The organism is Nonomuraea sp. NPDC047529 (assembly GCF_040642995.1).
Lineage (GTDB): Bacteria > Actinomycetota > Actinomycetes > Streptosporangiales > Streptosporangiaceae > Nonomuraea.
Genome location: NZ_JBEYTJ010000015.1, coordinates 1 through 12,737, shown reverse-complemented (window position 1 = coordinate 12,737; position 12,737 = coordinate 1). Strand labels below are relative to the sequence as shown.

Here is a 12,737-nt window from a genome sequence, read left to right as displayed (position 1 = left end):
GTGCGGGCACCCGCCGGTCAAGGGCACCGACCCGAACCGGGGGGAGCCGGGCGCCCCCTCCTGAACGCGGGCGAGAAGAAGCTGGCGCACGCCTTCTCACCGTCGTGGGACGGATGACGGGCCGCTCCCTCGACGAGCACTGGTTCCATACCGTGGGCCGCGCCTTCGGCGTCCCGTCCCCTTCGGCCTGAGTTGTTCTGCCCGAGCTGCTCCAGCGCGTACAGCCCGCCCAGCCGCGCCGGAGCCTGGTTTCCGCCGAGTTGCTCGACGGCCTTGGTGAAGCGGTTGGTGCCAGGGCCGCGCTCAACAAGCCGGGTCCCGTTCGTCATGGAGATCGAGACCCGCCGCATCCACCTACTGGGCCTCACCTCCACCCCGAAGGGGGCCTTCTTCTCGAACGAGAACTCCGCATGGTTCAGGGCGCGCCCAAGCGGCGGCAAGGCGATCGTCGAGCAAGAGCCCCCGAACGTCACCGACGGCGGCGGTTCGGCGCCGTCGTCGAACCGCTGCTGCACCACCTGTGCCAGGAAGTCCACAGGCTGCCGCCGGTAGGCTCCGACGTGTTGGGATGCAGCCGGGAAGGGATCCGATCATCAGCAGCGACTTTGCCTCTCCGCCGGAGGACCGGTCACGGCCGGCGCGCCGCCGCGTCACCGAAGCAGCCGTCCTGAGCGCCCACGACCAGAGCCCCGCCGAGGTCGCCCAGTGGACCTGCCCGCATGGACGGCATGCCGGCCATGGCTGCGTCGACTGCTACCACGCCTGTGCCGACGCCGATCCGGCACTTCTGCAATGGGAGGTGGCGGCGTGGTTCACCACCGAGCGGCCGATCCCCATCAGGGCGTTGCAGGACGTGCACCGCCACGACCGCGGGCTCACGCTGACCCAGCCGTCGACGCCCCTGGTCTACCTTCTGAGTGCACGGGTGAGGGCCGCCCTGGGCGTGGAGGCGGTGGCCGGGGTGGTGGGGTTCCTGGTGCAGAACCGGCACATCGTCGACACGTTCACCGTGACGGAGATCCGCGCCGTCCATTCCTGAACGCCCCCTGCCGGGCACTACGCGACGGCCCGGCGGACGGGCACACTTCACGCTCGCCGGATGCGATGCGCACCGCCACCAGCGGCAAGGCCAGAATCATGATGGTCAACTACCCCCAGGGCGCCGCAGACGGTCTCCTGCCGTTGGGCTTCATGGGATGGCTCCACGGCGTCGCGGACCTCCGGGCCGGGAAAGCGGCCGGCAGGACGATTCGTAGCTTCGTGCCCGCCATTCCCTCCCCATCAAGTTCATGCCCCCTTCGGTAGATCCATGGTCAAGATTTCGATATACCGTCGCGCGTGTGGACTTACGCCGATTGCAATACTTTGTGGTCGTCGCGGAAGAGGGCAGCGTGGGACGCGCCGCCCACCGCCTGCTCATCTCCCAGCCGCCGCTGAGTCAGCGCATTCGCGAACTGGAGGCGGAGCTGGGATGCGCGCTGTTCGTCCGCACCGCGCGCGGGATGATCCTCACCATGGCCGGCGAGGTGCTGCTCAGGGAGGCCCGGGGACTGCTCGCCGCCGCCGCGGGCGCGGTCGAGCGGGTACGGCAGGCCAACGGTGAGCCGGTACTGCGGGTCGGCGTGCTGGGCCCGGCCGAGTCCGCCTTGTCGGCCGAGGCCGCCCGGAGCTTCACCCAGCGGTATCCGGCCTCGCGGGTCCAGCTTCGCCAGGGCAACGTGGCCGATCCCACGATCGGGCTGGGGCGCGGCGAGGTCGATGTGGCGATCACGTTCACGCCGTTCGACGAGACCGGGCTGGCGGTTCACGTGGTCCGGGCGGAGCCGATATACGTGGCGCTGCCCATGGACGACCCGCTGGCCGACCGGCTCTCACTCGCCCGCGCCGAGCTGCACGGCCACCGGACCGTCCGGCTGCCCAGCGAGGCGGACCCCACCTGGGTGAGGTTCTGGCAGATTCCGGGCGACGGTCCGGTGGTGCGATCACTCGGCGAGGGGCTGCACGCGGTCCTGTGGCAGCGGGCCGCGATCTTCGTTCCCGAGCGGACGACGCGGACGACTCCCGTCCCGGGCGTGCGCTACGTCCCGCTGGCCGATCATCCCCCGACCCACCTCGTCCTGGCCAGGCGAAGCACCGATCACTCGCCCCTGGTGACCGGCTACATCGCCGCGAGCCTCGCCTGGGCCCAGGACTGCTCCTGACTACCAGCGGTCAGTCGTCGATCAGTGCGACCCAGCCCGAGACATTCCAGGCCGCGGTCGAGGGACTGTAGATGGCGAAGTCGATCGCGCCACCGACGGTCGTGTAGCCGCTCTTGCCCTTCCAGCTCACCCCGACGCCGGTGTCGGTGCTGTTGGCCCAGGCCCAGGGGTCGACCTGGCCCCGGCAGTTGTAGATGCTGCCTCCGACCGAGAAGCCGAGGAAACTGATGGAGATGGGCTGCTGCCGGCAGGGCTCGAAGAACTGCGTCCACTTGGGGTCCTGGTCGACGACCCAGTTGCCGGGCGGGACATAGGTCCACTGCCAGGTCTGCTTGAGCTCCGTGCCCTTCGCCAGGTCGTTGGCGCTGTGCCAGATCTGGCCGAGGACTCCCCAGTTCCCGGCTCCGTCGCTGTTGACCAGCCAGTAGCTGTACCAGCCGTACAAGTGGGCGTTGCGGTACGTGAAGTCGGCGACCAGCCACCAGTCCGGGTTCCGGTCCACCGGGGTGCTCAGGGCGGCGGCGGCCCCGCTGGTCGCCGGATCGGGGACGAACCCGGCGTACTTCAGCAGTTCGGACTTGCTGAGGTTCGGTCCGGTGATGGACAGTCCGACCGCTCGGCCGCCGGCGAGCTGGGCGGAAGGACTCACACCGGGGACCTGAGGGGCCGCGTGGACGACCCGGACGGTGCTGCCGGGCAGCACTCCCTGAAGCCTGAGCTTCGCGCCGGTGTTCGAGGTCCAGGTGATGGTCCGGACCCCGACGGCATCCGCCGTGCTGACGGACTCGGTGAAGGTCTCGCCCGCCTGATCGGAGACGATGGTGACCGGCTTGTCTCTGCCGGGCGGCGGCGACTGAGCCACCGCCGGACTCGTCGTCAGGGCCAGCGTCACGGTGACGGCGGCCAGGATGCGCAACGACCTCATGGTTCTCCTCCCGGTGCCGGAGCGGGGTGACGAGGGGAGGTGCGGCTCCAGCTCTTTCAGAAAACGATTTCAGTAACCGCTCGTCCAAGACTTTTTTGGGGTCACCGGGACAGTTCTCGGTATGGCTCGCTTCCGCGGGCAGGCCGGTGTGCGGCATGACCCTCAGTCGGGGAAGGTGACCTCGATGTGCAGGCCGCCCTCGGAGCGGGCGCGCGCGAGGAGGGTGGCCCCGTGCGCGCCGGCGATGGCCCGGACGATGGCGAGGCCGAGCCCGTACCCGTCCTGCTCGCCGGGGCGGATCCGTTCGGCGCCGAGCCGGCGGAACGGCTGGAACAGGGAGTCCACCGCGTCGGCCGCGATGACCGGCCCGGTGTTGCCGACGGCCAGGCGGGCCGCGCCGGCGGCGGTGCGGCCCGTGATGATCTCGGCCTGCCCGCCGGGGACGTTGTGGCGGACGGCGTTGTCGAGCAGGTTCGCCATCAGGCTCTCGACAAGGCTTGGATCGCCGGTCGCCGGGGCGGGGCCGAGCGTGACGTCGAGCCGGATGCCGCGCCGGTCGGCCTCCGCTTCGCGGGCCGCGAGCGCTCGGGCGGCGAGTTCGGCCAGGTCCAGCGGTTGCGACCGGTGCAGGCCGCGCTGGCTGCTCGCCAGGGTGAGCAGCGCGGCGATGAGGCGCTCCTGCCGGTCGCCGAGCTCCACCAGCTCCTCGCAGGTGGCGCGCAGGCTTTCCACGGTCGGCGCCGGGTCGGTGATCGCGAGCTGCAGCAGCGCGCGGCCCGCGCTGAGCGGGGTACGCAGTTCGTGCGAGGCGTTGGCGATGAAGTGCCGCTGCGCCTCGAAGGACGCCTCCAGCCGGGCGAACAGGTCGTCCAGGGTGCCGCCCAGCTCCGTGAACTCGTCGCGGCGGCCACGCAGTCCGAGGCGCCGGTGCAGGTTGGTGGCCGAGATGTCCTGGGCTGTGGCGATGATGGTACGCAGCGGGCGTACGAAACGGCCGGCGACCAGCCAGCCGAGCGCGACCGACACCACGGCGACCACCCCCAGCGCGACGGCCAGCCCAGCCGTCCTCTCCGCGGCGGCGAAGGGCGCGAGGAGGGCCGGTGAGTGCCCGCCCGCCGCCATGATCCCGCCCTGCCGCACCTGACCAGGGGCCCGTTGCCAGCTGCTGCCGCTCAGGAGGAGGTAGACCACGCCGAGGGAGACGACGACGGAGGAGCAGATGAGGGCCGCGTACAGCAGGGTCAGCCGCGCCCGGACGGTGAGCCCGCGGCCCCGGCGCGGGGACCGTGCGTCAGGCACTCGGCGCGCCGAGCCGGTAGCCGCCTTCGCGGACGGTGTGGATGACGGGAGGTGCGCCGAGCTTCGCCCGCAGCCGGTACATCGTCTGCTTCACGGCGGTGGTGAACGGGTCGGCTGCCTCGTCCCAGAGCCGTTCCAGGAGTTCCTCGGCGGAGACCACCTGCTCGGCTCGGGTGAGCAGGTGCTCCAGCACGGCGAACTCCTTGGCGCTGAGCGGCAGGCGCCGACCGGCGCGGAACGCCGACCGGCCGGCCGGATCGAGCCTGATGTCGCCGTGGCGCAGCACCGGCGGAGTGGGCGGGGCCGAGCGGCGGCCCAAGGCGCGTACCCGGGCGATCAGCTCGACGAAGTCGAACGGCTTGGCCAGGTAGTCGTCGGCGCCCATGCCGAGGCCGTCGACCAGGTCTCCGAGCCCGCCCGCGGCGGTGAGCATGAGGATCCGGCCCGGTGACCGGTCGGCGGCCAGCCGGCGGCAGACCTCGTCGCCGTGCACGACGGGCAGGTCCCGGTCCAGCACCACCACGTCGTAGCGCGTGCACGCCAGCCGTTCGAGCGCGGCGCCGCCGTCGTGAACGGCGTCGACGGCCATGCCCTCACGCCGCAGACCCGTGACGATCGCCCGAGCCATCGGCTCGAAATCCTCGACCACGAGCACTCTCATGACCGGCCAGGCTCCTTCTTTTGACGGGTGGTCCGCACCCAGCATGCCGGGCGGCCGGTCTCAACCGCGTAACAGCCGCGCGCACCGTCCCGGGACCGGCGCCGGAGTAGGACGGCAGGCGACACGAATCCCACGAACGCAAGAGGAGGTCGCCCGATGCGACGCAGAAAGGTCCTCGCCGCGGCCGCGGCATCCGCGCTGGCGGCCGCCGCGGTCGGCGGGGCGCGAGCGCTGACCGCGCCGGGCGAGGCCCGGCCGCTCGACGCCAAGGACGCGCTGCTGGGGGCCTTCGGCACGCACCAGCTCGTCGGCGGGCTGAGCCCGTCGCACGGCGTCAAGGACGTCGACGACTTCCTCATCTCGCTGCTGCGCGACCCCCGGTTGCCCGGCCGGGTCGACGACATCGCCGTCGAGGGCGGGAACGCGAGGTTCCAGCCGATCATCGACCGGTACGTGGCGGGCGAGGACGTGCCGCTGACCGAGGTACGGCAGGCGTGGCGCGACACCCTCCAGCCGGGGGCCGGCTACTCGGCCTTCTACGAGCAGCTCTATCCCCTGGTCCGCCGCGTCAACCAGCGGCTGCCGGTGCACGAGCGGTTGCGCGTCCTGGCCTGCGGCCCGCCCGCCGACTGGAGCAGGGTGACGAGCCAGGCGGATCTGCAGTCACTGCTCGGGCAGCGGGACCGGCACATGGCCGCCGTCCTGCAGAGCGAGGTGCTGTCAAAGAAGCGCAGGGCCCTGCTGCTCTCCGGGACCGGGCACGTACGGCATGAACAGGGCGCCGCGGAGATCTACGAGGAGAAGTATCCCGGCTGCGCCTTCATCGTCACGGCCCACCTCGGCTTCGCCAAGGACAACGACCGGCTGGAGCGGCAGATGGCCTCCTGGCCGGTGCCGACGCTCGCCACGTTCGACGGCACCTGGCTCGGCGACCTGGACTCCTCCTACTACTCGCTGCCCGGCGACGCGCCGCTGGACTCCGGCGACGGTTACCCGGGCGTTGACGCCTACCTCTACCTCGGCCCCCGCGACTTCCTCCTGCATCAGCCGCTTCTTGCAAGGGCGGTCCTCAGCTCCGCCTTCACCGCGGAACACGATCGGCGGGCCGCCGCGATCGAGGCGCCGCCGAGCTCACCCTTCCGCCCGGCCGTGCTGTTCGAGGAGGAGGAGAGGTCGAGCGTGTTCAGCTACGACCCCCACCACGAGTACTGACGCCGGTCGCCGTCCAGCAGCCACGGGCCCGCGGACGCACCTTCCGCTTCGTCCACGGCAGGGTGGCCGCGACCGCCTCGCGCGTCCCGGGTACGGCCAGGTCGGCCGCGTGGGCGCGGTCGCCTCCAGCGCGGGCCGGAAGTTCGGTGGAGGTTTCCCGGTCTTGTGTCGGGGCCCGGCCGCCAACCGGGAACCCCAACCCCTCTCGCCGGCGGGGCAGGAGGCGGGCGGCGGTGACACCGGTGACGCGCGGGAGATGCGACGTCAGCTGAACTGCCACCAGTTCATGTTGAACAGGTAGCCGCTTCCGCCGGTGAACTTCAGGTACAGGTCGCGGGTGCCGGTCGCGCCGCTGACCGGACAGGACACGGTGCTCCAGGTCTGCCAGCCGCCCGTGCCCGGCACGGTGCACGTCCCGGCCGACGGGCCGTTGACGCCGTCCAGACGGAGTTCGAGCCTGCCGCCGCTGGACGCCGAGGCGACCCGCACGGCGAAGGTCCTGGCGCCGGAGCCGAACGCGACGCCCTTGACCTTAATGTAGTCGCCGTTCTCGATCCAGCCGACGTTCATCCCCCCTTCGCCGGAGGGCTCGGTCTCGACCCCGGACTCCCAGGCGATCGTCTCGGCCTCCTGGCGGACGTACGGGTTGAGGGTGCCCACCTGCGGCGCCCCGGACGCGGTCATGTTGATCGTCGGGATCGTGCCGCCGGAGCCGTAGGTGAACTTCTCCACGGCCACCGAACGGGTGAAGCCCCCGCCGCCCGGCAGTGCGCCATTGTGGTAGAAGAGGTACGAGCCGCCCTGGTAGTCGACGATGCCCGCGTGGTTGGTGAAGCTGCCGCCCTGCGTGGGCATGATCGTCCCCCGGTAGGTCCAGGGCCCGGTGGGGCCGGGGGCCGTGGAGTAGGCGAGGAACTCCGAACAGCACTTGGCCGCGAAGACGAGGTAGTACAGGCCGTTCCGCTTGTAGACCCAGGGCCCCTCTTCGAACAGCGTCGGGCGGTTGGCGTCACCCGTCCTGGTGCCGAATCCCGCCGTGGTGAGCGGGATCTGCGTTGCGCTTCCCGAGTACGAGGTCATGTCGGGGTTCAGCTTCACGTACCAGAGGTGCGGGTTGCCCCAGTAGAGGTAGGCCTGCCCGTCGTCGTCGATGAAGACCGTCGGGTCGATCTCGCCGTTCTCGATCAGCGGCCGTCCGAGTGCGTCCCTGAACGGCCCGGTCGGGCTGTCGGAGACGGCCACCCCGATGGCCATCCGGCCGGTCGCCCGGTTGGTCGTGGGCACGTACCAGTAGAACCGGCCGTTCCGGTAGATGGTCTGTCCCGCCCAGGCGTCGGACTTCGCCCAGCTGAAGGTGGTCAGGCTCAGCGGGGATCCGTGGTCGGTCCAGTTCACCATGTCGGCGGAGGACCAGACCCGCCAATCCTTCATGGTGAACCAGGTCGAGCCGTCCTCGTCATGGCCGGTGTAGAGGTACACCCGGCCGTTGTGCACCAGCGGCGCCGGGTCGGCGGTGTAGACGGTCTGGATGATCGGGTTGTCCGCCCTGGCCGGGTGGGCGGGCAGGAACGCCACGAGGCCGAGCAGGACCAGCACCCATACGATTCCGCGTCCGGCTCTTGTGGTGGCCGGCAACCGTAATGCCATTCTCACGATCGCTCCCGGGATGACGGGTCAGTTACGGGTCCAGCGCTGGTTGGCGCCGCCGTTGCACGACCAGATGGTCAGCTTGGTGCCGTTGGCGGTGGCGTTGTTCGGCACGTCCAGGCACTTGTTCGCACCGACGGCGGTGATGGTGCCGTCGGCGTTGAAGCGCCACTGCTGATTGCTCTGGCCGTTGCAGTCCCAGATGATGACGTTGGTGCCGTCGGTGGTTCCACCGTCGTACACGTCCAGGCACTTGCCGCCGTAGACGCGCAGTTCGCCGCTCGCGGTGGGCGTCCAGCGCTGGTTGCCCTGGCCGTTGCAGTCCCAGATCTGCGCCTGCGCGCCGTTCGCCTGCGAGGCGGCGGCGACGTCGAGGCACCTGCCCGAGCCCACTCCCTTGATCGCGACCGCGGTGGGCGGGACGATGCCGCCTCCCGTCACGACGTACATGGCCGCCCCGTGCCCGGGGACCGGCGCGCTGATCGTCCCCGGTGAGGAGGACGTCGTGTGCGCCCACAGGTCACGCACCGAGTAGGAGGACGCCGAGCCCAGCCCCAAGGCCGCGGCGGTGGTGGAGACGGTCGCGGTCGAGGTGCCCCGGTTGAGCAGGACGACCGCGACCGAGCCGTTCTTCATCGGCTTGCGCCAGACCTCCAGGTTGCCGTTGTCGCTGATCTTGTGGCCCTGCTTGCCGCCCCAGTCCTGGTTGACCGCGATGACCTCGGTGTTGGTGAGGATGGTGCGCGTGTCGGCGCTCATCGTCCGGAGGTCGTTGCCGGCGATGAGGGGCGCGTTCAGCAGCGACCACAGGCTGAAGTGCGCGCGCCCCTCGGTAGCCGTCACCGAACCGACGCCGACCTCCAGCATGTCCGGGTCGTTCCAGCCCCCCGGGCCCGAGTACGACTCCAGCCCGACCTGCTGGTCCAGGATGCCCATGACGGAATTCCAGTTGGCCGCGATGTCGCCGGTGTCACGCCAGGAGTTGCCCACCGGCGTCCCCCAGGTCCACACGTTCTCCTGACCCCAGTTGCACAGGCTGTACACGATCGGGCGGCCGGCGGCGGCCAGCGCGTCCCGCATGGCCGTGTACCGCTGCTGCCCGTTCATGCCGCGATGGTCGCCGCAGTTGTCGTATTTCAGATAGTCGATCCCCCACGACGCCCACAGGGCCGCGTCCCGCCGCTCGTAGCCCAGGCTGGCCGGGTAGCCCGCGCACGTCGTGGTACCGGCCGAGGAGTAGATGCCGAGCTTGAGCCCTTTGGAGTGCACGTAGTCGGCCAGGGCCTTGATGCCGTCGGGGAACTTCTGCGGATCCGGCACCAGGTCGCCGCTCGCGTTCCGGCTCTTGGTGGACCAGCAGTCGTCGATGTTGACATAGGTGTAGCCCGCCGCCGCCATGCCACTGGAGACCATGGCGTCGGCCGTCTGGCGGATGAGGCCGTCGTTGACGTTGCAGCCGAAGCTGTTCCAGTCGTTCCAGCCCATCTGCGGGGTCCGGGCGAGGCCGTTCTCCAGCGCGACGGCCGGGGACGTGGCGCCGCCGATCGCGACAAGGGAGCCGGCCGCCAGTAACGCGGCCGTCGTCAGGCCGAGAATTGTGCGCATTCGCTTCTCCACCTCCTGGGGGTCGTCATGAGCCGGCGCGGGTCCAGCGCTGGTTGGCGGCGCCGCTGCAGGACCAGATCTGGAGCTTGACGCCGTTGGCGGTGCTGTTGCTCGGCACGTCCAGGCACTTGTTCGCACCGACGGCGGTGATGGAGCCGTCGGTGTTGAAGCGCCACTGCTGGTTGGCCTGGCCGCTGCAGTCCCAGATGATCACGCCGGCGCCGTCGGCGGTGCTCCGGTTGGCCACGTCCAGGCACTTGCCGCCGTACACGCGCAGCTCACCGGCGCTGGTCGACGTCCAGCGCTGGTTGCTCTGGCCGTTGCAGTCCCAGATCTGCGCCTGCGCACCGTTGGCCTGTGACACGCCGGTGACATCCAGGCAACGGCCCGAGCCCACGCCCTTGATCTCCGAGCCGCCGGAGGGGTTGCCCTGCGGCTGGCCGATGCTGCCGGGAACCGCTTGCAGCGCCGCGTACCAGGCGGCGGCCATCTTGTCGTAGCCGCCGGCGGTCGGGTGAACGCCGTCGATCAGGTCCGAAGTGGTCAGCCTGCTGTGCAGGTCGACCAGGTGGACGTGCTTGCCACTGTTCACCTTGCTCTGGACGATGCCGGGGATCGCCGCGTTGAACGTGCGCGCCGCGGACTCCTGTCCGGCGTTCGACAGCGGGATGACGGTCGCGACGAGGACGTCCGCGTCCGGCACGGCCGCGGTGATGTGGTCGATCAGCGTGGACAGCCGTTGCGGAGCGCCGGCCACGTCGTAGTTCTGCAGGATGTCGTTGGTGCCCAGGTGGAGCAGCAGCGTACGCGGCGTGTACGTACGCAGCCAGCCGGTGATGTTCGCGTCGATCTGGTCGATGCGCCAGCCTGGGTGGCCCTCGTGATCATGATCGCCCAGGCTGCTGGGCCCGTTGAACTGCGAACCGACGAGGTCGACCGTGTAGCGGCCGCCGGCCAGGCGCTGCCACAGGCCGATCCGGTAGCCGCCCGGCACCTGCGTGCCCTCGGTGATCGAGTCGCCGAGCGGCATGACCCGTACCCCGCCGTTGGACTCGGCTCCGGCGACCCCCGTCCCCATCGCCGTGCCGGCCGCCAGCAACACCGCCACCGTCAGCACGGCGGCCCGCCATCGCCTCCAGGTACGCATGCTCACCCCCTCACCACCGGCCACGCGCCGGGCGAGCCGGGCGATGACGCCCGCCGTTGAGGGGCGTCACGTCCAGGTCCACTTCTGGTTGGTGCCGCCGTGACAGGTGTAGAGCTGGAGCCCGGTGCCGTTGCCGGTGCCTGCGCCGACGGCGTCGAGGCAGAGCCCGGACTGGACGCCGGTGATGGTGCCGTCGGTGTTGAGGCGCCATTTCTGGTTGTCGCCGCCCCAGCAGGAGTAGATCTGGATTCTGGCGCCGTTGCCGGTGCCGCCGGCGTCCAGGCATTTGTTGCCGTACACCTTCAGCTCTCCGGCCGAGGTCTGGGTCCACTGCTGGTTGGTGCGGCCGTTGCAGTCCCACAGTTGCACGGCGGTGCCGTCGGTGGTGGCGGCGTTGGGCACGTCCACGCAGCGGCCGGAGGCCACTCCCCTGATCTGACCTGCGGGTGGTGGAGTCGGCGTCGTGGTGGACGACCCGCCGTCCAGGCCGAAGAAGCGAATGGCGTACGCCGCCATCCCCGGGTGGGGCAGGTCGTGACCGGCGCCGGCGACGGTGTACGCCTCGACCTGCCCGGAACCGAACACCCGCCGCGTCCAGCCGGACTGCGGACTGTCGGTGGAGGCGGGGGTCTGGCCCAGTCCGTGGACGTTGGTCCACTGGTCGACCTCCTCCTGCAACATCGTGTACGGCAGGACGGAGTCGGCGGTGCCGTGCCAGGCCATCACGCGAGGCCGGGGTCCGGTGTAGCCGGGATAGGCGTTCCTGACCAGGTCACCCCACTGCTGCGGCGTCTTGTCCCCACATCCGGCCGGCCCGAGGCAGCCGTAGGGGACACCCGAGAACGGCGCTCCCGCCTTGAACACGTCGGGGTAGGTGGCGAGCAGGTTGTTGGTCTCCATCGCCCCGGAGGAGAAACCGGTCGCGAACACCCGCTGCGGGTCACCGCCGTAGCGTTGCAGCACGTAGTTCGTCATGGAGACGATCGACACCGGGTCACTGCCTCCGCCGTGCCGCAGGGCCTCGTTCGACCACACGTCGAAGCAGTTCGACAGGCCGTTGGCGGTCTTGTTCGCCTGCGGATAGATGACGATGAAGCCGTACCGGTCGGCCAGCGAGGCGAACTCGGTGCCCTGGTGGAAGCCCGGAGCCCAGCCGTTGCAGCCGTGCATCGCCACCAGGACGCCCGGCCTGGCCGCCACCCTGTCGGGGACGTAGAGGTACATCCGCAGTCCGCCGGGATTGCTCCCGAAGTTCGTCACTTCGGTCAAGGCCGCCGCCGACGCTCCCGGAGCAGTGGTGAGGAACATGGCCAACGTGGTGGCCGCCGCCGTGATCACAGCCGCCAGCGCGGCTCCGATGCCCGCGCGCCTTCTCCTGCGCGATTCGCCTGGTCTCATGCATCCACCTCTCGTCTGTTAGCGCTAACAAAGGCGCTGACCGGTCGAGCTCTTCCGGGCCGATGGAAGGGACGGAGGGAGCAAATACGAGCCGGAACGGCGCTGTCAAGAGCGCCGTGACGCGCGGCGACCGGAGGAGGCGACCGCCGAGCCCGCTCACCTTGAATTATCGAGAGGGCCGGCGAGAGCGTCGCCATGAAACTTTCATCCGCCTCCCCACGACAGGAGCTGACGAAACTTTCCGGGCACCAAGATGCACGTTGCACCTGCTCAATCGAGACGAACGGCACGGGCCGGGGCCGGAAATTTTCACTGCGTCCTTGACAATTTTCGGCCGCCATTCTCACACTGAGTGCCCGAGGTGGTCCCCCCTATCGGATCGGCGGTGTCCAGCACACGGACTACCGTCCCGGCGCCTGTGGTGTGCGTCCCCACCGGCGCACGGGTCGCGCCCCGCACGATCCCTCCCCCATGATTCGCCTTTGGAGGCTCGAACCATGCGTGTCAACGCCATGTCCCCACCGACCGCCCGGCGGCCGCGCGGCGCGCGCCGCCGGGCACTGATCACCGGCGCGTTAGGCGCCCTCGGCCTGATCACCGCACTGGCGACGGCGATCCCGGCCGACGCCGCCGAGAGCACCC

11 protein-coding genes are annotated in these 12,737 nt (G+C 70.3%); 3 read left to right on the top strand and 8 right to left on the bottom strand.

Features of this window, described 5'->3' with window-relative positions; translation table 11 throughout:
* Window positions 1-17: 17 nt before the first annotated feature.
* Window positions 18-536: a hypothetical protein gene (locus ABZ815_RS23910; RefSeq protein WP_357701371.1), complete on the bottom strand. Its 519-nt coding sequence runs from the start codon at window positions 534-536 to the stop codon at window positions 18-20.
* A gap of 32 nt (window positions 537-568) precedes the next feature.
* Between ABZ815_RS23910 and ABZ815_RS23905 the strand changes: the two genes are divergently transcribed.
* Window positions 569-1,039: a hypothetical protein gene (locus tag ABZ815_RS23905; protein WP_357701369.1), complete on the top strand. Its 471-nt coding sequence runs from the start codon at window positions 569-571 to the stop codon at window positions 1,037-1,039.
* Window positions 1,040-1,355: 316 nt separating this feature from the next.
* Window positions 1,356-2,201: a LysR family transcriptional regulator gene (locus ABZ815_RS23900; RefSeq protein ID WP_357701367.1), complete on the top strand. Its 846-nt coding sequence runs from the start codon at window positions 1,356-1,358 to the stop codon at window positions 2,199-2,201.
* Between the two features lie 10 nt (window positions 2,202-2,211).
* Here the strand turns inward: ABZ815_RS23900 and ABZ815_RS23895 are convergent, their stop codons facing one another.
* The 3 genes from ABZ815_RS23895 to ABZ815_RS23885 all read right to left on the bottom strand — a co-directional run bounded on the left by ABZ815_RS23895 (window position 2,212) and on the right by ABZ815_RS23885 (window position 5,086).
* A complete protein-coding gene (locus ABZ815_RS23895) occupies window positions 2,212-3,126 on the bottom strand; it encodes a hypothetical protein (protein ID WP_357701365.1) in 915 nt (304 codons plus the stop codon).
* A 162-nt stretch (window positions 3,127-3,288) separates the two neighbouring features.
* Window positions 3,289-4,425 (bottom strand): HAMP domain-containing sensor histidine kinase, encoded by a 1,137-nt coding sequence (locus ABZ815_RS23890; protein ID WP_357701363.1) that lies wholly within the window; start codon window positions 4,423-4,425, stop codon window positions 3,289-3,291.
* Window positions 4,418-5,086 (bottom strand): response regulator transcription factor, encoded by a 669-nt coding sequence (locus ABZ815_RS23885; RefSeq protein WP_357701361.1) that lies wholly within the window; start codon window positions 5,084-5,086, stop codon window positions 4,418-4,420. The genes ABZ815_RS23890 and ABZ815_RS23885 overlap by 8 nt, the downstream gene beginning before the upstream one ends.
* A 156-nt stretch (window positions 5,087-5,242) precedes the next feature.
* Here ABZ815_RS23885 and ABZ815_RS23880 point away from each other — a divergent pair, with 156 nt between their 5' ends.
* Window positions 5,243-6,298 (top strand): hypothetical protein, encoded by a 1,056-nt coding sequence (locus tag ABZ815_RS23880; protein WP_357701359.1) that lies wholly within the window; start codon window positions 5,243-5,245, stop codon window positions 6,296-6,298.
* A 264-nt stretch (window positions 6,299-6,562) separates the two neighbouring features.
* Here ABZ815_RS23880 and ABZ815_RS23875 read toward each other — a convergent pair whose 3' ends face one another.
* The 4 genes from ABZ815_RS23875 to ABZ815_RS23860 form a co-directional block, all read right to left on the bottom strand.
* Window positions 6,563-7,894 (bottom strand): glycoside hydrolase family 43 protein, encoded by a 1,332-nt coding sequence (locus ABZ815_RS23875; RefSeq protein WP_357701357.1) that lies wholly within the window; start codon window positions 7,892-7,894, stop codon window positions 6,563-6,565.
* Window positions 7,895-7,972: 78 nt separating this feature from the next.
* A complete protein-coding gene (locus ABZ815_RS23870; RefSeq protein ID WP_357701355.1) occupies window positions 7,973-9,550 on the bottom strand; it encodes a lectin in 1,578 nt (525 codons plus the stop codon).
* 25 nt (window positions 9,551-9,575) lie between these two features.
* Window positions 9,576-10,697 carry a lectin gene (locus ABZ815_RS23865; RefSeq protein ID WP_357701353.1) on the bottom strand — a complete coding sequence of 374 codons (1,122 nt, stop codon included), beginning with the start codon at window positions 10,695-10,697 and terminating at the stop codon, window positions 9,576-9,578.
* A 66-nt stretch (window positions 10,698-10,763) separates the two neighbouring features.
* Window positions 10,764-12,095 (bottom strand): PHB depolymerase family esterase, encoded by a 1,332-nt coding sequence (locus tag ABZ815_RS23860; protein WP_357701351.1) that lies wholly within the window; start codon window positions 12,093-12,095, stop codon window positions 10,764-10,766.
* Between the last annotated feature and the right edge of the window lie 642 nt (window positions 12,096-12,737).

What these genes read in the sequence shown, in the direction of transcription:
- ABZ815_RS23905 (WP_357701369.1), top strand. Translation starts at nt 569, where the DNA reads ATGCAGCCGGGAAGGGATCCGATCATCAGCAGCGACTTTGCCTCTCCG.
- ABZ815_RS23895 (WP_357701365.1), bottom strand. Translation starts at nt 3,126, where the DNA reads ATGAGGTCGTTGCGCATCCTGGCCGCCGTCACCGTGACGCTGGCCCTG.
- ABZ815_RS23885 (WP_357701361.1), bottom strand. Translation starts at nt 5,086, where the DNA reads ATGAGAGTGCTCGTGGTCGAGGATTTCGAGCCGATGGCTCGGGCGATC.
- ABZ815_RS23880 (WP_357701359.1), top strand. Translation starts at nt 5,243, where the DNA reads ATGCGACGCAGAAAGGTCCTCGCCGCGGCCGCGGCATCCGCGCTGGCG.
- ABZ815_RS23870 (WP_357701355.1), bottom strand. Translation starts at nt 9,550, where the DNA reads ATGCGCACAATTCTCGGCCTGACGACGGCCGCGTTACTGGCGGCCGGC.
- ABZ815_RS23865 (WP_357701353.1), bottom strand. Translation starts at nt 10,697, where the DNA reads ATGCGTACCTGGAGGCGATGGCGGGCCGCCGTGCTGACGGTGGCGGTG.
- ABZ815_RS23860 (WP_357701351.1), bottom strand. Translation starts at nt 12,095, where the DNA reads ATGAGACCAGGCGAATCGCGCAGGAGAAGGCGCGCGGGCATCGGAGCC.